The sequence below is a fragment of the Mesorhizobium sp. WSM3859 genome, from assembly GCF_002295065.1.
In the GTDB taxonomy this organism is placed as follows: Bacteria; Pseudomonadota; Alphaproteobacteria; order Rhizobiales; family Rhizobiaceae; genus Mesorhizobium.
Window position 1 is genome coordinate 99,485 of record NZ_NSGG01000017.1, and the last position, 20,420, is coordinate 119,904.

19 protein-coding genes and 1 pseudogene are annotated in these 20,420 nt (G+C 65.7%); 6 read left to right on the forward strand and 14 right to left on the reverse strand.

The window, feature by feature from the left end:
• Positions 1-54 precede the first annotated feature (54 nt).
• Positions 55-801: an SDR family oxidoreductase gene (locus CK230_RS28060; protein ID WP_095820048.1), complete on the forward strand. Its 747-nt coding sequence runs from the start codon at positions 55-57 to the stop codon at positions 799-801.
• On the opposite strand, the gene CK230_RS28065 is transcribed toward CK230_RS28060, so the two are convergent.
• Both CK230_RS28065 and CK230_RS28070 read right to left on the reverse strand, forming a co-directional pair.
• Positions 752-1,702: a LysR family transcriptional regulator gene (locus CK230_RS28065; RefSeq protein WP_095820049.1), complete on the reverse strand. Its 951-nt coding sequence runs from the start codon at positions 1,700-1,702 to the stop codon at positions 752-754. The two genes, CK230_RS28060 and CK230_RS28065, sit on opposite strands and share 50 nt — an antisense overlap.
• Positions 1,703-1,708: 6 nt before the next feature.
• A complete protein-coding gene (locus CK230_RS28070) occupies positions 1,709-2,611 on the reverse strand; it encodes a S1C family serine protease (protein WP_095820075.1) in 903 nt (300 codons plus the stop codon).
• Between the two features lie 201 nt (positions 2,612-2,812).
• Here CK230_RS28070 and yghU point away from each other — a divergent pair, with 201 nt between their 5' ends.
• Positions 2,813-3,682: a glutathione-dependent disulfide-bond oxidoreductase gene (yghU, locus tag CK230_RS28075; protein ID WP_095820050.1), complete on the forward strand. Its 870-nt coding sequence runs from the start codon at positions 2,813-2,815 to the stop codon at positions 3,680-3,682.
• Positions 3,683-3,901: 219 nt separating this feature from the next.
• Here the strand turns inward: yghU and CK230_RS28080 are convergent, their stop codons facing one another.
• A complete protein-coding gene (locus tag CK230_RS28080; protein WP_176480251.1) occupies positions 3,902-4,447 on the reverse strand; it encodes a YbhB/YbcL family Raf kinase inhibitor-like protein in 546 nt (181 codons plus the stop codon).
• 256 nt (positions 4,448-4,703) lie between these two features.
• Between CK230_RS28080 and CK230_RS33320 the strand changes: the two genes are divergently transcribed.
• Positions 4,704-4,877 (forward strand): hypothetical protein, encoded by a 174-nt coding sequence (locus CK230_RS33320; protein WP_176480252.1) that lies wholly within the window; start codon positions 4,704-4,706, stop codon positions 4,875-4,877.
• 200 nt (positions 4,878-5,077) lie between these two features.
• Positions 5,078-5,245, forward strand: coding sequence for a hypothetical protein (locus tag CK230_RS33830; RefSeq protein WP_245430079.1), 168 nt, complete (start codon positions 5,078-5,080; stop codon positions 5,243-5,245).
• 228 nt (positions 5,246-5,473) lie between these two features.
• On the opposite strand, the gene CK230_RS28085 is transcribed toward CK230_RS33830, so the two are convergent.
• Positions 5,474-6,673, reverse strand: coding sequence for a PLP-dependent aminotransferase family protein (locus CK230_RS28085; protein WP_176480257.1), 1,200 nt, complete (start codon positions 6,671-6,673; stop codon positions 5,474-5,476).
• A 366-nt stretch (positions 6,674-7,039) separates the two neighbouring features.
• On the opposite strand from CK230_RS28085, the gene CK230_RS28090 reads away from it, so the two are divergent.
• Positions 7,040-7,354 carry a GYD domain-containing protein gene (locus tag CK230_RS28090; RefSeq protein ID WP_040980665.1) on the forward strand — a complete coding sequence of 105 codons (315 nt, stop codon included), beginning with the start codon at positions 7,040-7,042 and terminating at the stop codon, positions 7,352-7,354.
• Positions 7,355-7,515: 161 nt separating this feature from the next.
• Here CK230_RS28090 and CK230_RS33330 read toward each other — a convergent pair whose 3' ends face one another.
• The 5 genes and pseudogenes from CK230_RS33330 to CK230_RS28120 all read right to left on the reverse strand — a co-directional run bounded on the left by CK230_RS33330 (position 7,516) and on the right by CK230_RS28120 (position 11,847).
• Positions 7,516-7,674, reverse strand: a complete 159-nt coding sequence (locus CK230_RS33330) for a hypothetical protein (RefSeq protein ID WP_095820053.1) — start codon at positions 7,672-7,674, stop codon at positions 7,516-7,518.
• A 199-nt stretch (positions 7,675-7,873) separates the two neighbouring features.
• Positions 7,874-9,082, reverse strand: a complete 1,209-nt coding sequence (locus tag CK230_RS28100) for an amidohydrolase family protein (protein ID WP_095820054.1) — start codon at positions 9,080-9,082, stop codon at positions 7,874-7,876.
• A 436-nt stretch (positions 9,083-9,518) separates the two neighbouring features.
• Positions 9,519-9,972, reverse strand: a pseudogene (locus CK230_RS28110) (GFA family protein).
• Between the two features lie 176 nt (positions 9,973-10,148).
• Positions 10,149-10,700 (reverse strand): isochorismatase family protein, encoded by a 552-nt coding sequence (locus CK230_RS28115; RefSeq protein WP_095820056.1) that lies wholly within the window; start codon positions 10,698-10,700, stop codon positions 10,149-10,151.
• A 238-nt stretch (positions 10,701-10,938) separates the two neighbouring features.
• The gene (locus CK230_RS28120) at positions 10,939-11,847 is read right to left on the reverse strand and encodes a LysR family transcriptional regulator (protein ID WP_095820057.1); all 909 of its coding nucleotides are present in this window, start codon (positions 11,845-11,847) and stop codon (positions 10,939-10,941) included.
• A gap of 98 nt (positions 11,848-11,945) precedes the next feature.
• Between CK230_RS28120 and CK230_RS28125 the strand changes: the two genes are divergently transcribed.
• Complete coding sequence (locus CK230_RS28125; protein WP_095820058.1) at positions 11,946-13,175, forward strand: MFS transporter; 1,230 nt, start codon at positions 11,946-11,948, stop codon at positions 13,173-13,175.
• A gap of 162 nt (positions 13,176-13,337) precedes the next feature.
• Here CK230_RS28125 and CK230_RS28130 read toward each other — a convergent pair whose 3' ends face one another.
• The 5 genes from CK230_RS28130 to CK230_RS28150 form a co-directional block, all read right to left on the reverse strand.
• On the reverse strand, positions 13,338-15,359 hold the full coding sequence (locus CK230_RS28130) for an amidase (protein ID WP_095820059.1): 2,022 nt from the start codon (positions 15,357-15,359) through the stop codon (positions 13,338-13,340).
• A 714-nt stretch (positions 15,360-16,073) separates the two neighbouring features.
• Positions 16,074-16,847 (reverse strand): exodeoxyribonuclease III, encoded by a 774-nt coding sequence (gene xth / locus CK230_RS28135; protein WP_095820076.1) that lies wholly within the window; start codon positions 16,845-16,847, stop codon positions 16,074-16,076.
• A gap of 278 nt (positions 16,848-17,125) precedes the next feature.
• A complete protein-coding gene (locus tag CK230_RS28140; RefSeq protein ID WP_095820060.1) occupies positions 17,126-17,767 on the reverse strand; it encodes an alpha/beta family hydrolase in 642 nt (213 codons plus the stop codon).
• 238 nt (positions 17,768-18,005) lie between these two features.
• Positions 18,006-19,100 (reverse strand): tetratricopeptide repeat protein, encoded by a 1,095-nt coding sequence (locus CK230_RS28145; protein WP_095820077.1) that lies wholly within the window; start codon positions 19,098-19,100, stop codon positions 18,006-18,008.
• Between the two features lie 11 nt (positions 19,101-19,111).
• Positions 19,112-20,020 (reverse strand): Ku protein, encoded by a 909-nt coding sequence (locus CK230_RS28150; protein ID WP_095820061.1) that lies wholly within the window; start codon positions 20,018-20,020, stop codon positions 19,112-19,114.
• Positions 20,021-20,420: the final 400 nt, after the last annotated feature.

Sequence of the window (20,420 nt, forward strand, 5' to 3'; positions counted from 1 at the left end):
TTCCGATACCAGTATCGGTTTCTTCCGTTTCCGCTTTGAGCGCAGGCCTGCCACATGACGTCGATGCAAAGGGAAGGCATGGACATGGAAAAGATCCTGATCGTCGGCGGCAGTTCGGGCATGGGGCTGGCGCTTGCCAGGCGCTGCCTCGAGGAGGGCGCGCACGTCATCATCGCCGGGCGTGGCGAAGCGAAGCTGAACGCGGCAAGGGATGGGCTCGGCCGGCCGGGAGCGCTCGAAACGGCGGTGGCCGACATCAGTCGCGAGGATGAGGTCGCGGCGCTGTTCGCGCGCATCGGCAGGCTCGATCATATCGTCAGTACCGCCGCGGCGATCGAAGGTTCCTATCGGCTGTTGCCCGAGATCGAGCTTTCGGCCGCGCAGCGTGTGGTAGAGAGCAAATTCTACGGACCGCTGCTTCTCGCCAAGCACGGCGCGCCAAAGCTGCCATCGACAGGTTCGCTCACCTTCGTCTCCGGCATTGCCGCCTACCGGCCGGCGGCGCGCGGCTCGGTGGTTGCCGCAGTGAATGCAGCACTCGAAGGGCTGGTGCGGGCCTTGGCGGTCGAGCTGGCGCCGATCCGCGTCAACCCCGTCTCGCCCGGCTGGGTCGACACGCCGATCTGGGAATTCGTCGCCGGTGACAGGAAGGCTGAGACCCTGGCTGCCATGGCGGAGCGCCTGCCAGCGGGACGGGTCGGAAAGCCGGAAGATATCGCCGACGCGATCCGCTTCCTGATCGGCAACGGCTTTACGACGGGGACGACGCTACATGTCGAGGGCGGGCACCGGCTGGTGTGACCGGCGCGAAGCCCTCTCCCAACGCGGTGAGCAGCGCCTTCAGCGCCGGTGGCTGGACGCGGCGGCGACGCCAGACCATCACGATGTCGGCCGAGCGGACGGGGCCGGGCCAGGCAAGCTCGGCCACCTCTGCGCGCTCGATCGCGGCGGCGACCGCCAGCCGCGGCACGAGGCCAAAGCCGGCGCCGGCCGCCACCAGCCCGGCGATGGCGTCGATGCTGCCGGCTTCGGCGGCCAGCCTTGGCTTGCCAAGCCCCGCTTCGCCGAACGCCTTGTCGACCATGGCGCGGTAGACGCAGCCGGTCTCGGTGGCGACGAAATGTTTTTCGGCCAGCGTCGCCAGATCGATATCCGTCCGATTGTCGCCGGGCGGGGCGATCAGCGCCAGCGGCTCGACCGCCACCACGCGCCGGGCAAGGCGCCGGTCGGATGCGCCGGTATCGAGCTCAGGCGGCCGCTCGAAACAGAAGGCGACGTCGATCTCGCCGTCACCCAGCCGGCGCAGCAAGTCGCCGCTGCCGGCGATCCGGAGCTTGATGTCGATACCGGCATGCGTAGCGCGGAAACCGGCCAGCCATGGAGCCAGCCTTACCGAGGCGATCGTCTCCAGCGCGCCGATCGACAGGCTGCCGGCCGTCCCTGCCCCGGTGGCATCAATGGCGGCGCGCGCATCGTCGGCAAGCGCCAGCAGGTCCTCGGCATAGGGTTTCAGCGCCTCGCCCGCCGGCGTCAGGGTGAGCCCCTGCCGCGAGCGAGTGAACAGGCTGGTGCCAAGCTCGGCCTCCAGCGCCTGGATCTGGTCGCTGACGCTCGACTGGGCGAGATTGACCTCCTGCGCCGCGCGCGTGACGTTGCCCGTGCGCGTGACCGCCAGAAAGGTCTTCAGCAGCCTTGGATGCATCCGGCGCTATTGCAGTTGCGGCTTCTTGAGGAAGGAATTGCGGTCTGCCGATTTGACGCGCAGCCAGGTCTCGCGGCCGTCGCGCACGACGCGCAGCGGAATTTCCGCGCCGGCCGGGTTCTGCCAGAGTTTTCTGTAGAAGTCGGCAAGGCCGTCAACCTCGCCGTCGCGGACATCGGAGATGATGTCGCCCTGGCGCAGACCCGCCTTGGCGGCGGGACCGCCTTCGGCCACGCTCATCACCACCACCATGCCGTTCGATTCGGCCGAGAAGGCGCCAAGCCACGGGCGCGGCGCCTTGGCCGCCTGGCCGCGCTTGATGAGATCGTCGAGGATCGGCGTCAGAAGATCGATGGGCACCACCATGTTGATGTCGGCCACCTCGCCGGCGCGGCTCATCTGCAGGCGCAGCGAGCCGATGCCGAGCAGCTTGCCGTCGCGGTCGAACAGCGCGGCCCCGCCCCAGGACGGATGCGCGGGCGTGATGAAGATCGCTTCGTCGATCAGATATTCCCAGTAGCCGGCGAATTCCTGCTTGGTGACGATGTGGGCGTCGACCTGCTGGCCGATGCCGTCGGCGAGCGTGACGGCATCGCCGATATTGGCCTTCCTGGCGTTGCCGAGCTGGACAGCCGGCAGATTGAGCGGCGACAGCGCCTGCACCAAGCCGAAACCGGTCTCCTGGTCATAGGCCAGCGCGTGCGCGGCGACCACGCGGCCGTCCTGGTCGGTCAGCCACACTTCCTCGGCCTCGGTGATGAGGTAGCCTATCGTGAGCACCAGGCCGTTGTCGCGGATCACCACGCCGCTGCCTTCGCGGCGCGTGCCCAGCGCATTGGCGGTAAAAGCGTCGTCCGGAACCGTGGCGCGCACGGCAACGACGGAGCGCGAAATTTTCTCGATGGTCATCGATCCATCCTGCATTGCGGGTCTTTGTCTATAAGTATGGCCGAAGGGGCGCGGCGCAAGGGTGATCTTCCCCCTGCGCACTGGCACAAGCGCTAGTTCAACGAAGATTGAACTTTTTTCTTTGACGCCGGCAAACCCGCACCTAAATTTATCGCCATCAGTGGACGCGCTGCCCCTCCCGAACCCGCAAGGCCCTTGCACATGAACCAATATATCCCGCCGAAAGTCTGGACCTGGAACAAGCCGAATGGCGGCGAGTTCGCCTCGATCAACCGGCCGATCGCCGGCCCGACGCATGAGAAGGAGCTGCCGGTCGGCAAGCACCCGCTGCAGCTCTATTCGCTGGCCACGCCCAATGGCCAGAAAGTGACGATCATGCTGGAAGAGCTGCTGGCGCTCGGCCACAAGGGCGCGGAATACGATGCCTGGCTGATCAAGATCGGCAATGGAGACCAGTTCGGCTCGGGTTTCGTCAAGGTCAACCCGAACTCGAAGATCCCGGCGCTGATGGACCAAAGCGAGCCGAGGCCGGTGCGGGTGTTCGAGTCCGGCTCGATCCTCACCTATCTCGCCGAAAAATTCGGCGAATTCCTGCCGACCGAGCGCGCGGCGCGCGCGGAGACCTTCTCCTGGCTGTTCTGGCAGATGGGTTCGGCACCCTATCTCGGCGGCGGCTTCGGCCATTTCTACGCCTATGCGCCGGAGAAGATCGAATACGCCATCGACCGTTTCGCCATGGAGACCAAGCGGCAGATGGACGTGCTCGACCGCCGTCTGGCGGAGAGCGAATATCTCGCCGGCCCCGACTACACGATCGCCGACATGGCCGTGTGGCCTTGGTATGGCGGGCTCGCCAAGGGCCGCAGCTACAATGACGCCCACCAGTTCCTGTCGGTGCATGAATACAAGAACGTGCAGCGCTGGGCCGACGCGATCGACGCGCGGCCGGCGGTGACGCGCGGCCGCATGGTCAACCGCATGTCCGGGGACCCGGCCTTCCAGCTGCGCGAGCGCCATGACGCCAGCGACTTCGAGACGAAGACGCAGGATAAGCTCGAAGCGGCGGAGTGAGGCGTTGAAGCTGCTGATCTCCCCCCTCGTGGGGGAGATGGCCGGCAGGCCAGAGGGGGGCGCGAAGGATCGCGGCCTCCGGTGTTTGCGTCGGTCAAGCACTGTTGGGCAAAATGATTTAGCTTACTTAGCTGGGAAGGCTGGCGGGACAGCGCCCCCCTCTGCCCTGCCGGGCATCTCCCCCACAGGGGGGGGAGATTGGCTGTCGCCAGCGCCCCACTACCTTCCATAAGTATACGTAACCGTCGCCTCGCCCAGCGCCTGGCTCTTCGCCGCGACCGACACCATCTCCGGTGACGGATTTTCCGGCGCGCGCAGCGTCTTTTCGCCCAACGCATAGAGCGTGAAGACATAGTGATGCTGGCCGCTGCCGGGCGGCGGGCATGGACCGAAATAGCCGGCGCGGCCGACGCCGCCCTTGCCCATCACCGAGCCCTTGGGCATGCGCTTGCCGCCCTCGGTGCCGGCGCCTTCACCCAGGCCCTTGGCGCTGGCCGGGATGTTCCAGGCCAGCCAGTGCCAGAAACCCTTGCCGCCATTGGCATCGGGGTCGAACATGGTCAGCGCGTAGCTTTTGGTGCCGGCCGGCGGATCCTTCCAGGCTAGCGCGATCGATACGCTCTTGCCGCCGCAGCCGGCCTTGTCGCCGAGGTATTTCGCATTCCATTTGCCGTCGGAGACCGACGGGCTGGAGATTTCAAATGCCTCCGCCTGCACGGCGAAGGCGACGAGGGCAAGCATGATGAAACCGAGGCGCAAGATCATGACACTTCTCCCCATCTGGCCGAGGTGAGCGATACTATAGCTAACGTCGGGTGGTATTCGCGCAACTTTGTGTGACGACCTGCGCACTCCGCCGCGTTGCGCCCCCAGGGGCGCCGCCATCAGGCCCTCCGCGGCAAGCTACCCGACAGCCCTCGAAAAGGAGGGCTATGCCCCTTCACGAATTCTTTCAGCCGGAACATCCCCTGCGAGCCTCCGTTGGAAAATTAACCAACGATTGAACCAAGGAGAATTCCCGATGATGAAGAAAATCCTCGCAGCGTCCCTGCTTACCATCGCGCTCGCCGCATCGGGCGCGATGGCGCAATCGGTCGGCGGCGGCGCGACCGCCGGGGTAGCGTATCCGGCGGTGCCTCCGCCGGCACTGGCGGTGTATCGGGCGGCGCAACAGGCAGCGTTTCGGGTGGCGTGACAGGCGGCATCACCGGCAACGCGACAGGTAGCGCCTCGGGTGGCGCGACAGGCAGTGCCGCGGGCGGGGCAACAGGCAGTGCCGCCGGTGGTGCGACGGGCAGCGCCACGGGCGGCGGGACCGGCAGTGCGTCGAGCGGCGCGACAGGAAGCGCCGCAGGTTCGGGCGGAACAACCGGGAGCGCCTCGGGTGGTGGAACAGTGACCGGCACCACGTCGGGCACAACGGACTCAACCACCACAGGCTCCACGATCCAGGCGCCGACAAACGGTATGGAGGACCGCTGCAAAGACGTCCTCGGCAACGACACCGACAACAACACTCCCAGCGGCGCAATCACCTCCGATATGCAGAACTGCAACAAGTAGGTGGCGCTCCATCTCCGCGTCGGTGTCCCGGCGCGGAGCCAACAAAAAAGCCCCGCCGGTGGAGGCCGTCGGGGCTCTTTCGTTTGGACCATGGAGGTGGGACCCCAAGGTCGGGTCGATCCAGGGGGTGTTGGATCGGCCGCGACCCTAGCCGAGGAATGGGCCGCGCGGACAATCACGCCTGCGCACTACCAATCACGCCTGCGCGAGGCGGCGGTGATGGAAGGCTTATCCCCGCAGCAGCCTTGCCAGCCGCGGCACGCCTTCCCCCACCGCGCGGTCGTCGGCAAGGGTGAACGACATGCGCAGCGTGTTGCGGCCGGTGCCGTCGGCATAGAAGGCGTTGCCGGGCACGAAGGCGACGCGAGCCTCCTTGACCGAACGCGCCAGAAGCTCGGTGGCGTCGGCGCCTTCCGGCAGCGTCAGCCAGACGAACATGCCGCCTTCCGGGCGGCTCCAGGAAATGCCGTCGGGCATGTTGGCCTCGAGCGCGCCGAGCAGCGCGTCGCGGCGCTTGCGGTAGGCGCCGATCAGCTTTTCCACCTGGGCGTCGAAGATGGTGTCGGCGACGCGATGCATGACCATCTGGTTGATCGAGGGGCTGTGCAGGTCGGAGGCCTGCTTCATCAGCACCAGCTTCTCCACGACATGGCGCGGCGCGCAGACCCAGCCGACGCGCATGCCGGGCGAGAGGATCTTCGAGAACGAACCGCAATAAAGCGTGCGGGCCTTGTCGATGCCACCGGAGCGCGCGCAGTCGAGCGCCAGGATCGGCGGCACGCCCTCGCCGTCATAGCGCAGCGCGCGATAGGCGGCGTCCTCGATGACGGCGATGTCGAGCTCGCCCGCGAGGTCGAGCACCGCCTCGCGCTGCCTGGCGTCCAGCGTGTTGCCCGTCGGGTTGGCGAAATCCGGCACCAGATAGGCGAACTTCACCTTGCCGCCGTTAGCGGCGGCGGCGGCGCGATAAGCCTCGGGCGTCATGTTGCCGCCGGCGGTGTTCAGCCGGTCGTAGCGCGGCTCGTAGGCGTTGAAGGCCTGCAGCGCGCCGAGATAGGTCGGCCAGGTGACCAGGGCCGTGTCGCCCGGCGACAGGAACAGCTTGCCGAGATAGTCGAGTGCCTGCTGCGAGCCGGAGGTGATGAAGATATTGCCCTCGTCGCATTGAACGCCGAGCTTGCCCATTTGGGCCGCCAGCCATTTGCGCAGCGGCAGGAAGCCCTCGCTGACCTGGTATTGCAGCGCGACCCCCGCCTCCTTGCCTCCCAGCACTGCCTGGTAGGCGTCGCCAATGGCCTGCGCGGGAAACAGCGACGGGTCCGGGATGCCACCGGCGAAGGAGATGATGTCGGGCTGGTCGAGCAGCTTCAGCAGCTCGCGGATTTCCGATGCTTTCATCCGCGACGAGCGCGAGGCCAGAAGGTTCATCAGGGTCAAGGCGCACCTCCCGAAGTGCTTATTTAGGTCAGCTTGGTTGACCTATTATCAGGCCGCGCCTTTCGCGTGAATACACAAAACGGTCATGGCGCATCGTCGAGGCGACATTTGGCCCAGAAATTTCAGCGAACCCTAATGGAAGTCCGGCATCGGCTCCCGGCAGATGGCGATTGTCGTCATATTAGAAAAAGCGCATATTAGCGCAAGCCGAAGCCTCGCTCCGGTTGAACCGCCCGTCGGCCAGGACTGCCCGAGCGGTCCACAGACAGACAAGTCAAAATGCCAGGAGAAAACAGGCACGTCCGTGCCGTCCTCGTCATTGGGTGGCCGAGACAGTGATATTTGGAGGAGAGTCCCATGAAGGTTACCATATTGGCGACTTATGAACCCCACGCCGCCAAAGGGCTGATGCAAGGATCGAACCGCGAAGTTGCGATCGCGGCGCTGTTTGAAAGCGTGGGCGGCAAGATGAACAGCCTGATGTTCACGCGCGGCCTCTATGACGTCATCGTCAATGGCGAGGTGCCGGACCAGATCGCCGGGATGGGAATGACGCTGGCCGTGCGTGCAAGCGGCTCGGTGAGCGATCTCGTCGTTCTGGAAGAGCTCGATATGAAAGCGGTGATCGCGGCCGCCAACAAGGCCGCTGGCGCCTACAAGCCGGCCGGCTGACGGCTTGGCCGGCGGCATGGGCGTTCACGTGTTCCATGCCGCCGGCCCTCAAATGCCCTAAAGCGCGTCGCGATCTTTCAGATTCGCTCCATGCGCTTTAGGTTTTTGATCTTACGCATGTCTTTATCCCGAAACCGGTTCCCACTTTCGGGAGACATGCTTTAAAATGGCAACCGGATTTCGTCGAGTTGGTTCGACTGTTCCGGCCAGCCGATATCCCTCTTGATCTCGGTCGGCAGCTCGTTCAGCTCGCGCGTCGTGCGGCGGCGCTTGGTTGCTTCGGCGAAGGCGGCGCGGATCCGGTTAAGATTCTTGAACATGGAAAGCTCCCATAAATCGGCGGCGCAAACCCGGTGCCGCCTCTTCACCCGGCGCCGGTTTTGCGATGCGTCTGTAACCGGTGGATTGCGCGCGAACGGTGAAATGCTTCACGAAGCCGGAGTGGCTTGAAACATTTGTGTGCAAATTGATTTGTGGGTCGAGCATGCGGCTTGAGGGACAAGCGCGCGCCTGGTTGCGCTACGCGGCCGCCTTGCCATACCGGGCCACTTCCCTGCCCGCCCGGTAGACCGTACGGTCCTTCGGCACTGCCACCACCGCTTCCGGGATATGCTCGGCCCGAAGAGCGACAAAGTCGGCTTTGGCGCCAACCGTGATGCCGTAGCCCTCCAGCCCCAGCGCCCTGGCGCCGGCATGGCTCACCACGTCATGGGCGGCTTCCAGCTCCCAATCCTCGTAGAAGCCGGAGCGGTAGCCGATCATGTTGGCGCGGTTCAGCATGTCGCCATCGCCATAGGGCCACCAGGAATCGCGGATGTTGTCGGACCCGGCGAAGACGGTGACGCCCGCCTTGCGCAGCGCCGCCACCGGCGGGAAAGCATGGTCGCCAGGCGCGTTGGTCATGATGGCGACGCCGGCCGCGGCGATCCTCTCGGAGGCCCTGGCCAGCGCTTCGGCGGTGATGTCGCCCAGCGCATAGGCGTGGCTGACGGCGACTTCTCCTTGCATGCCCGATGCCGAGGTGCGGGCGACGATCTCCTCGATCTCGAAGAGGCCGAGCGTGCCGCGGTCATGCAGGTGAATGTCGATACCAGCACCGCGCTTTTCGGCAAGGCCGAAGACCACATCGAGATGGGCCTTCACATCGCGGTCGAAGTTCGCGGGGTCGAGCCCGCCGATCAGGTCGCAGCCGAGCTTCAGCGCCTCGTCGAGCAGCTCCGCCGTGCCAGGCGAGGACAGGATGCCGCTCTGCGGGAAGGCGACGAGCTGGATGTCGATCAAGTCGCGGTATTTTTCCCGCACGCCGAGGATCGTCTCGACATGCTTCAGCCCGACCGCGGCATCGACCATGACATGGCTGCGCATGGCGAGGCTGCCATGGCCGACGCAAAGCTCGAGCTGGTTTTTCGCGCGCTCCGCCATGGGCGCCGCCTGCTCGAGGTTACGCATCTGGAAAGCAACCCGCTCGCGCACATCAAAACCGTTGGTGCAGGGAATGTGCGGCCGCCAGGTATCGCCATAGAAGGAGGTGTCGAGATGGATATGGCCCTCGACGAAGGCCGGCAGCGCGAGCTGTCCGGCGAGGTCGACGGCGCCTGGCGGCGGCGATGTGGCATTGGCGGCCGGGGTGATGGCGCTGAAGCGCCCATCGACGACGGCGAGGTCGGCAACAGTGCCGTCGGCAAGCCTGGCATTGAGAAAACGAGTCTGGTTCAAGATGTAATCCATTGAAAAGGCAAGCGTCAGTCGTCGCCGGTCGGGCGGACGAGGTCAATGCGGATCGAGGGATAAAGTGTTTCGCCTTCGCCTCGTACCTGGAAGAAGGTGGATCGGCGCGCAAGCGCCGAGACCGTGAGGGTGTTGCTAGGAATGAGGCGCCGGTGAGGGCCGCACGGCCACGGTTGAGCAAGCGGGTACCGCCAAGCTGGAACACCCCTCACCTGTCCGGGCTTCCCGGCCGCCTCCCACTGGAGAAAGAAATAGCCCGTTATATACCGTTTTCGCGGAAGTTTCATCGGGCGGCAAATGTGCCATGATGAAGTCTGCGGTATGAGGCCGCCGTGGTCGACGCGGACGCCCAAGCACATCCCCAACAATGCGCCCCCAACGGCCGCGTCGACCATGAAAGGAAATGCCAACGGCGGCCTTCCCCAGGGTCGCCTTCTTACTTCTGCGCTCCGGCGTATTCGGCGACCAGCCCCCCATATTCCTCAAAGGCAGGCAGCGCTTCGTAGCTGTGCACAGCCGGTGTCGCTGCCCAGGGCAGTTTCTCGGCCGTTCAGGTCTCGATGAAGGGCGCGAACCAGGCATGGTCGTCGAGCATGGTCGGGCGCAGGTTGACGAACCAGTCGATCCCTTGGGGCCGGGTGAACATCCAGGTCATGCAGTAGCCGCAGAAATAGTGCTTCGAGGCGCATGCAGGCCGCCGATCACTGGCTCGCCCTTCGTCCCTCGAAACCTGCCGACGGGATCGCCGCGCTCAGCGAATAGGCGCTGGATGACATAAGCTGGCAGCCGGTGCAGTGGCAGGCCATGGTGAGCAGCGGTTTTGCCGATATTTTCAGGCGCACGCGGCCGCAGCGGCAGCCTCCTTCGGCGGGGAGAGCGAGGGTGGGCAAGATGCGCTCCTTGGGGTTCTTCCTTCTCCCCTTGTGGGAGAAGGTGGATCGGCGCGTTAGCGCCGAGACGGATGAGGGGTGTTCCAGCGGGTGAGACGCTAGCTTTCCCTGGAGCACCCCTCATCCGGCCGCTCCGCGGCCACCTTCTCCCACAAGGGGAGAAGGAGAAGGCGCGCTCAGCCTTCCGTCAACTCCGCCGTAGTCGTCATCCGCGCGCCTTGCCCGGCAAAGGCTTCGTTGTGGCGGGCGATGATGTCGGGCGCTTTCTCCTCGATCGAATCCAGCGTCGAATGCGCGTTGGAGACCACAGTGACGCCCAAGCCCTCGGCCAGGGCGCCCTTGACGGTTGCGGCGACGCAGAAATCGGTCTGGGCGCCGATGAGCACGACGTCCTTCGCACCCTGCCTCGCCACCCATTCGGCGAGCTCGGGGTTGGAGAAGGCGTTGCCGACGCTCTTGCCGAAGGTCGGCTCGTCGGCCGCCTGGCCGAGCAGCGGCCAGACCGGCCAGCCGGACGCGCCCGGCGCCAGCGGATCGCCTTCCGGTCCGTCATGGCGGATGAACGCCACCTTGCGGCCGGAACGCCGCGCCCAGTCGATCAGCGCGCGCGAGCGCTCGGCGATGGCATCGGCGTCATGGATCGGCGGGTCGAAACGACCGTCGAACATGCCGGTCTGCAGGTCGATGACGATGAGCGGCGCGGCGGCGGAGGGGGCTGTGTCTGGCATGGCGGCGAAGATAACGTGGGTGGGGGCTGGGTCAAGGCAGCGCGACTTCCCCTTCTCCCCTTGTGGGAGAAGGTGGATCGGCGCGATAGCGCCGAGACGGATGAGGGGTGCGCGAAGGAATGGGGCTTGGAAGAACACGTGCTTCCAGCGCTTAAATCTCCGGCTTAGCGATCCTTCCAACACCCCTCATCCGGCCGCTTCGCGGCCACCTTCTCCCACAAGGGGAGAAGGAGGAGCCCTACGACATCAGCGGCATTGGGCCCTTCAGCGCCTCGGCCAGCGCGTCGCGGAACACCGCGATCGGACGCGCCAGCCTGCCGGCCGGGGGGCGGTGCAGGAGCCAGCAGCGCACCTGCGGTTTGAAGCCGGGGCAGTCGACCACCTCGACCGCGTCGCGCCACTGGCTGCCCGACAGCGCGCCGGGCGTGACGACGCCGATGCCGTGGCCACGCGCCACCAGCGACATCCTGAGATCGGCGCCCTGCGCCTCGACGCCGACATGGAAGGGCAGCCGCGCTGCCTCGAAACGGTGGCGGATGAAGGCGCGGAAGCCGCAGCCGGTCTCGTTGAGCACCCAGGGGTAGCGCGCAAGATCGTTGAGCTCGGCCGGCTTCGGCACGCCGAGGCCTGGCGAGGCCACCAGCAGCACCGCCTGGACGCCGAGATCGTCGCCGACGAGTTCGGGCGGCGGCGCGACGCCCTCGGCGAGGCAGACAGCCACCGCGTCGATCTCGCTGTGCAGCACCTGCTCCACCAGGCGCGGCGAGGGGCTTGAGGTGATCTTCAGCGTCAGCTGCGGGAAGGCCGCGCGAAGACTGTCGAGCGGCTCGGACAGCGCGCTGGTCGAGAGATAGGGCATGACGCCGAGGCGGAACTCGCCCCTCACCTCGCCCACCGGCGAGACGCCCGCCTTCAGATCCTCCAACGAGCGCAGCACGCGGCGGCCATGCTCATAGGCCTCGCGGCCGGATGCGGTGGGTTTGAGCGGCTTCGACTGGCGATCGAGCAATGGCGTCGCCAGCTGCTCCTCGAGATTTTGAACCCGACGCGTCACGCCAGGCTGAGTGAGGTTGAGCCTGGCCGAAGCACCGACGATTGAGCCGGTTTCGACGACGGCGACGAAGGCTTCGAGGTCGTGAATGTTCATGCGTATCTCGCATAATCATTATTAGATCATTTGAATTGTAGCATTATGCTACCATGGAATAAAGTCCCCTCATGATATGCCCACAATGAGGACTCGCAATGGACGGATCAGACTGCACGCAAGCCACCACGGCGTTCGCCGCGCCGTCCACCGGCGCTCAAACCATCACCAGGGCGCAGACGCTGCTGTTCGCCGGCTCGGTCGGCATCATCAGCACCAACATCTTCGCGCCGCAGACGCTGGTCGGGCTGATCGGACCGTCGCTGGGGGCAGCGGCATCGGAAGGCGGCCTCGTCTCCATGGCCGCCCTGCTTGGCTATGCCGCCGGGCTATTCTTCCTGGTGCCGCTCGCCGACCTCGTCGAGAATCGCGTGCTGGTGTTGCGCATGCTGGGCACTGCCGTGCTCGCTGCGGCGGTCGCCTCCGTCGCGCCATCCGCGGCTTCGCTGCTGCTGGTGCTGTTCGCACTCGGCGCGGCGTCCTCCTGCATCCAGGTGCTGGTGCCGGTCGCGGCCTCGATGGCGCCGCCAGGGGAGGACGGCCGCGTCATCGGCGACGTCATGAGCGGGCTGATGATCGGCATTCTGTTGTCGCGCCCGCTGGCCAGCCTCGTCGCCGACGCCTTCGGCTGGCACGCCTTTTATGGCATCGTCGCCGCGACGCTGGCGCTGCTCGCCATCCTGCTTGGCTTCGCCATGCCGAAGCGCCGGCCGTTGGCACATGCGAGCTATGCGGGGCTCATCGCCTCGCTGCTCGCGCTTCTGCGCCAAGAGCCGGTGCTGCGGCGGCGCGCCTTCACCGCCAGCCTGGCTATGGCCGGCTTCAGCGTGTTCTGGACGGCGGTGGCGCTGAGGCTTGCAGCACCGCCCTTCGACCTCGGCCAGAAGGGCATCGCGCTGTTCGCTCTGGTCGGCGCCGGGGGTGCGGCGGCGACGCCGCTGTTCGGCCGCGCCGGCGATCGCGGCTGGACGCGGCCGGCGACGGTCGCCTGCCATATCGTGCTCATCGCCGCGCTCGCGCTCGCCGCCTTCGCCGGCGCCGCCAGGGCCAGCGGCGCATGGCTGCCGCTCATCCTGATGGGCGCCAGCGCGGTGCTGCTCGACATCGGCGTCATCGGCGACCAGACGCTCGGCCGCCGCGCCGTCAACCTCTTGCAGCCGAAGGCGCGCGGCCGCATCAACGGGCTGTTTGTCGGCATCTTCTTCATCGGCGGCGCGATCGGCTCGCTGCTGGCCGGCCTCGCCTGGGCCTGGGGCGGCTGGAACGCGGTGTGCGCGGTCGGAGCGCTGTTCGGGGTGGCGGCGCTGGTGGTGGATTGGGTGGAGTAGCGCAATCTTTCCCTTCTCCCCTTGGGGAGAAGGTGGCCGCGAAGCGGCCGGATGAGGGGTGTTCCAGGGAACACCAACGTCTCACTCCGCTGGAACACCCCTCATCCGTCTCGGCGCTGCGCGCCGATCCACCTTCTCCCACAAGGGGAGAAGGGAGAGGCGCTACCCGATCCCGGCCGTCACAACATAGGCTCCGCCGACTATCCCATCCGGCGACTTCACAACGGCCGTGACGATCGAGCCATACGCCCCGCGCCAGACGCTGTGGAAACCCTGATGCGTCGCGGCCGGCACCACGATCCGGCCGGTGTAGCGGTTGCCGTCGGGCTGCATGATCACCGGCTCGCCGTTGACGTGGACTTTCACGGCTACTGTCGGCTCCGCCCTGCCCGCCTCGATCTCCAGCGCGATCGCGATCTCGTCGGTGTCACCGGCGTGGACCGTTTCGGCGGTCAGCTTCAGGGCAAACGGCGCATCGCCTGCACCACTCGTCGCACCGCTGCCCGCCGCAAACACATCATCGGCAAGCGCAGGCGTGCGCGGCGGGACGGTGCGGCGCTTGGTGACGCGCTCATAGTCGCCGGCGATCATCAGCAGCGCCGTGTCGTCATAGGCCTTGCCGGCGAAGGTGAGGCCGACCGGCATGCCGATATCGGCCATAGTGCCCATCGGCACGGTCACCGTCGGGATGCCGAGATGGCGCCAGACGAGATTACCGTTGGCGACCCAGGTGCCGTTGCGCCAGGCGAGCCGAGCGGAAGCCTCGTTCACGTCGGCATCGGCCGGCCCGACATCGGCGACCGCCGGCAGCACCACGGCATCGAGGCGGTTGGCGTCGAGCCAGTCCTCGAAGTCGACGCGGCGCGTTGCCTCCAGGCCTTCCAGGCCTTCCCCGATGACCGGGATATCTTCCAGTCGCGCCACGCCCCGCTTCGCCCGCTCGACATATTGCGCCAGATCGAAATCGGCCTCGCCGTAACGGTCGCGCAACGTGCCCGGCGGCTGCGGGAAGATTTTTGCGCCATCGACCGAAGCAAGATCGGGGATGGCCGGATCGGCATTGGCGCGCAGGAAATCGTCCCACGACCAGATCGACAAGTCCCAGATCTCGCGCTCGGCGAATTCCCTCGGCACCAGCCCGCGATCCACCATGGAGCGGGCGCCGTGACAGTCGCGCTCGTAATTGGAGACGACCGGGAAATCGACCTCGACAACTTCGGCACCGAGCGCTTGCAGGTCGCGCGCGGCCTGCCGCCAGAGCTCCAGCACCGAGGCGCGCGTCTCGATCGGCCGGTCGGCGCTCTCATCCTTGCCGATATACATTTTTGGCACGCCGAGCCGCCTGCCCTTGAGCGCGCCTTTCAGGGGAAGCGCTGCGTAGCTCGCCGGCCTCAGCGCCGAGGCTTTCGGGATATCCACCCAGGGCTGCACACGCCAGAAATCGCCGCGCGTCTCGGCGTCATCGGCGATGATCACGTCGAGCAGTTCCAGCATGTCGGCGACGCTGCGGGTGTGCGGCACCACCACATCCATGGTCGGCACCAGGGGCCAGTTGCCGCGCACCGAGATCACGCCGCGCGAGGGCGTGTAGGCGGTGAGCGCATTGTTGGAGGCCGGCGCGCGCCCGGACGACCAGGTTTCCTCGCCGAGCCCGAAAGCGGCGAAGGATGCGGCGGTCGCCGTGCCAGAGCCGTTGGACGAACCGGAGGCGAAGGCGGCGGTGAGGAAATCCTGGTTGTAGGGACTTTCGGCGCGGCCATAGACGCCGCGCTGCATGCCGCCATTGGCCATCGGCGGCATGTTGGTGAGGCCGATCAGCACCGCGCCGGCGGCGCGAAGCCGCGCGATGGTGAAGGCGTCCTCCGTGGCGACGAGATGCTCGAAGGCCGGCGAGCCGGCCGCCACCGTCAGGCCCTTCACCTTGTAACTGTCCTTGGCGGTGTAGGGGATGCCGTCGAGCGGCCCGAGCGCCCTGCCCGCGCGGCGGCGCCGATCGGACGCTTCGGCCTCCTCGAACATCTTTGGATTGAGGACGGGGACCGCGTTCAGCGCGATGCCGTGACGGTCAAAGTGAGCGATGCGCCTGAGATAGGCCGCGACCAGGTCGGCACTGGTGACGGTGCCGTCTTCAAGCGCGCCGCGCAGGTCGGCTATCGAGGCTTCGACTAGGTGGAGGGTGGGCATGATGGGCTCGGCTTGCGTGGCGTCTCGCTACCATTGCCCTGCCGGATGTCTCCACCGCAAGAGGCTTGGAAAGAGGCTTGGACTTCATGGACACGTAGGAGGAATGGCGCCGCGATCGGAAGCTGCTGATCTCCCCCCTTGTGGGGGAGATGGCCGGCAGGCCAGAGGGGGGCGCGAAAGAACGCGGCATTGCGCATTGCACCAATGAAACAGCGGTGGGTGTGACAGATGGCTGAATTGAGACGCCGGCAGGACAGCGCCCTGGCAAACAGCACCTTGCCATCTCCTCCGCCGCCGGCCAATTGCGGATGGTGCAACGGCGGTTACTTCAGTACAACGCTGTCCCCAGAAAACAGAACGGCCGGCCGGGGCCGCTTACTTGACAGAAATCGTTCGTATGAGATTATCCGCTGTGATTTTCGAGGAGAGCAATCGATGAAGAAGACTTACGAAAAGCCGGTATTGGTCCGCAAGGGTAAGCTTTCAGCGATTGTGGCCGGTTCGCCTGTGCCAGGTTGACGGTGAAATCATCGCCACTTTGAGCATGTGTCGATAAGGGACATCCCGATATGAAGAAGACTTACGAGAAGCCGGTTTTCGTCCGCAAGGGCAAGCTTTCGGCGATTGTGGCTGGTTCGCAGCCGACTCCACAGTGATCGGAAGACCCAAAGCCTGGTCTTTCAACGATCCCCGCCACGGCGGGGATTTTCTTTTTTACCCCAGCTCCACCCAGACCGGCGCATGGTCGCTGGGGTTTTCCCCTCCCCGCACCTCGCGGTCGACGCCCGCCGCTTTCAGCTTCCGCGCCAGCTTCTTCGACAGCAAGATGTGGTCGAGCCGCAATCCGGCATCGCGCTGCCAGCGGTTCCGGCGATAGTCCCAGAAAGTGTAGAGCCTCTCCTCCTTGGGAAAAACCTTGCGCAGCGCGTCGGTCCAGCCCTGGTCGATCAGCGCGGCGAAGGCGGCGCGGCTTTCGGGCTGCACCAGCGCGTTGTCGTCATAGGAGCGGGTCTGGTAGATGTCGCGCGGCTCGGGCACGATGTTGAAGTCGCCGGCGAGCGCCACCGGCAGGCCGGTGTCGAGGAGCTCAGCCGCGTGTGCCGCGATGCGTTCGTGCCAGGCGAGCTTGTAGTCGAATTTCGGGCCGGGCTGTGGATTGCCGTTCGGCGCGTAGAGGCAGGCGATGACGACGCCGTCGACCGCCGCCTCGATGTAGCGGGCCTGGCGGTCGGCATCGTCGCCCGGCAGCGCGTCGCGCGTCAGCACCGGCTCGGCGCCGCGCGCGAGGATCGCCACGCCGTTCCAGGCCGGCTCGCCCTTCCACACCGCGCCATAGCCGGCCTTCGCAAGCCGGGTCAGCGGGAACTGCGTGTCGCGGGATTTCAGCTCCTGCAGGCAGACGACATCGGGTTTCGCGCGCGCCAGCCAGGCGAGCAGGTTTTCCAGCCGGCTGGTGATGTTGTTGATGTTGAAGGTGGCGAGTTTCATCACCGACATGAAGCAGTAAGGTGGATTGGGTCGCAAGGGTCTGAGACGCTGTTGCCGTGCCGGAGACCAATAACCAGCGGCGGCGCCGCCCCTCATTGCCCTGCCGGGCATTTCTCCCCGTGAACAGGGAGAAAGCGGCTGGCCGCGACGCCGGCTCCTCCTATTTGCAACGCCGGTGATTGGCGAAGGCGGCGACGACAACACCCTTCTCCCCGTTCACGGGGAGAAGATGGCGGCAGCCAGATGAGGGGCAGCGCCGGCGCCCGAGAGCATGCTGCTTACGGCTGTGCCAGCTTGGCCTTTGTCGTCTCCGCCACCGTCTTCAGGTGATCACCAGTCGAAAAACCCGAGATGGCTTTGCGTGGCTTGAGGTCGTGGTCGCCGTCCTCCAGCCAGACCACCTCTATCGCCGAGGACAGGCCGTAGGTCGCGACCTCGTCCTTCGTGCCGAACTCGTCGCGCGTACCTTGGAAGATCAGCGTCGGGGTCTTCAAGTCGAGGAGATGTTTCGTCCGCAACTGCTCCGGCTTGCCCGGCGGATGGAACGGGTAGCCGAGGCAGACGAGACCAACGATCTCGCCTTTTTCAAACATCTCGTCGGCGACCATCGAGGCGACGCGGCCGCCCATCGACTTGCCGCCGATGATCAGCTTGCCGGTCACGCCTCTGGCGCGCAGATCGGCGATCGCCTTGATGTATTCGGGGTTGACCGTCTCGGCGCGCGGCGGCGGCTTGCGGTGGCCATAGCGGCGCGCGGCCATATAGTGGAACTCGAAGCGCGCGACCTGGAAGCCGGCCGTGCTGAGCGCCTTGGCGGTGGCGGTCATCGAGGGCGAGTCCATCGACGCACCGGCGCCATGAGCGAGCAGGATGGTGACGGGAGCAGTGTCGAAGCCGTCGAAGAGGAAGTGGGTCGTCATAGGACTGTTCTCGGCGCGGCGGCGAAGCTGCTGATCTCCCCCCTTGTGGGGGAGATGGCCGGCAGGCCAGAGGGGGGCGCGAAGGAACACGGACCTCGCTCCTTACAAAACGAGAATCCTAGAGGTCGCGCCAGTGAAAAGCTGAGAGGCCGGCGGGACAGCGCCCCTCTCTGTCCTGCCGGACATCTCCCCCACAAGGGGGGAGATTGGCTGTCGCGAAGGCCTTCGCCAACCATCCTCACCCCGCCGTGCGCGCCATATGCAGATCCACGAACTGTATTCCCTTTTGCGCAGTCCGCGCCCATTCGGACTCCGCGTCCAGTTCCAGATACCGCACCCAAAGCTGCCGCGCTTCCATCAAATTACCCGCATCGAATTCCAGCCGGGCGAGATTGAACACCGGGTCGGCATAGGCCTTGTCGAGCGCGATCGCCTTTTGCAGATGGCGCCTTGCCGACGCCAACTTGCCCTCGTCGCTCATCAGCCCAGCGAGGTTGAACCAGGCTTCGACGAAGCCAGGATCGAGTTTTATGGCGCGGGCATAGTCGTGCGCCGCTTCGGCGATCCGGCCTCCACCGCGCAAGCAGTTGGCGCGGTTGAAGGCGGCGATCGCGTCTTTCGGGTCGATCGCCAGGCAGCGCTGGTAGAGGGCTGCCGCATCGTCGTGGCGCTCCTCCTCTTCCGCGCTTTCAGCCTCCGCGAAGAGCTCTTCCAGCGTGTCGTCTTCCGAGCTGCCGAGGTCGAACAGCAACTGGCCGTCGAGCTCGCTCGTCCCATCGTCGAGATAGATCGCGTCCGGGCGGCCATGCTGCGAGCCGAGATTGAGCGATTTTGCCGTGAGCGAGGCGACTGGGCCGGACCGGTGCACGGAGCGCGCGATCGCGCCCCAGCTGGCGCCGCTGGCGATCAGTCCGGCATATTTTTTGGCCAGGATCAGGTCGCGGAAGGAATAGGGCTCGCCGTCATGCTCGAAAGCGTCGAACAGCGAGAGCATGTCGAGGTCGTTACCCGCGAGCCGCGACTGGTCGATCAGCGATTGCCTGGAGAGCGGCGAGGCGTCGGGCGCCTTCATCAGCCCGAGAAGACGCAGGAAACCGTTCTCGCTGATGAGTTGGCGACCGGCTTCGCGCTCGGCCTTGGCGCGGCGCTCGATCTCGGCATCGCCGGATTTCGCCTTGGCGAGAAGCGCGCGGCCGAACACGACATGGGTCGTGCGGCGGGTTACGCCGCGCCTCAGCTCCGCATGGCGGCGCTCGACCTCGCGCGCGGCGAGCCGCAGCGGAAAGGCGGCCAGCGCGCCGACGACGCCGAAGACGGCGCCGGGAACGATCACCGGCCCTCCCGTCACTTCTTGCTCTTGCCGACGGCCTTCAACAGGTTCGCCTTCAGCGGGTTCTCAGGCGCCCCACCGGCAGCCGCCTTCTTGGCGGGCTTTGCGGGCGCTTCCTCGGCCTTGCTCTTCGATTTGGCCGGGGGCTTGGCCTGCTGCGACAGGCTCGCCTTCAGCGCATCCATGAGGTTGATGACGTTGCCGCGCTCGGGCGCCGCCGCAATGATCGGCTTGTGACCTTTGAGCTTCTCGCGGATCATCGCCATCAACGCCACCTCGTAGCGATCCTCGTAGTTCTTCGGATCGAAGTGGGTCTGCTTCTGCTTGATCAGAGCCTCGGCCAGCTGCAGCATTTCGGGATCGGGCTTGGCATCCGGGATATTGCCGAAATATTCAGTCGTGCCGCGCACTTCGTTGGGGTTCCTCAAGGTGCAGACGAACATGCCGTTCTCGCGCGCGCCGATCGTCACCACGCGCTCGCGGCTGGAAAGCACCAGGCGCGCGATCGCCAGCTTGCCGGATTTGCGCATGGCTTCGCGCAGCACCGCGAAGGTTTCCTCCGCCATGGCGCCGTCGGGCGCGAGATAATAGGGCGAGTCCTGGTAGATGACGTCGACCTCGCCCTCGTCGACGAAGGCCTCGATGTTCATCGTGTGATTGGATTCGATCCTGACCGCGTCGAGATCGGCGTCGTCGATGATGATGTACTGCTTGTCCTCATATTCGTAACCGCGCACCAGGTCAGAGCGCTCGACCAGGCCGAGCTCGGGATCGACCGGCTTCATGTTGATGCGGTTGTGCGTCTTCTTGTGCAGCTGATTGAACGAGATGCGCTCGCTCGCGCTGGTGGCCGGGTAAAGCCGGACCGGACAGCTGACGAGGCTGAGCTTGAGGTAACCTTTCCAACTTGCCCTGGGCGCCATGATGAACTCCTACGCGGCCATGCACTGACAGTTAATGCAGCGCTCCCGCTCAAGGACGGTTGGCGCTGTGGAAATCCTACACCGACCCCTAACCTTACAAGCAAAACCCTAGCGAAGTGTTTTTGGGGTCGGGCGGGAGGATAGTTCAAATTGTAGGAAGCGTCGATGGAGATGGAACTTAGACGCTGGCGGGACAGCACCCCCTCTGTCCTGACGGACATCTCCCCCTCAAGGGGGGAGATCAGATGTCACGCCGGCTTTCGCTAGTCGCCAACGTTGCAAAGGGAGCGCCGGCGCCGAAGCTGCCAATCTCCCCCCCTTGAGGGCATAGGCGCTAAGATAGGCATTGCAGTGCGGAATCGGTTGTGATTCTACGCTGGGGATGACACACGAATCGCTT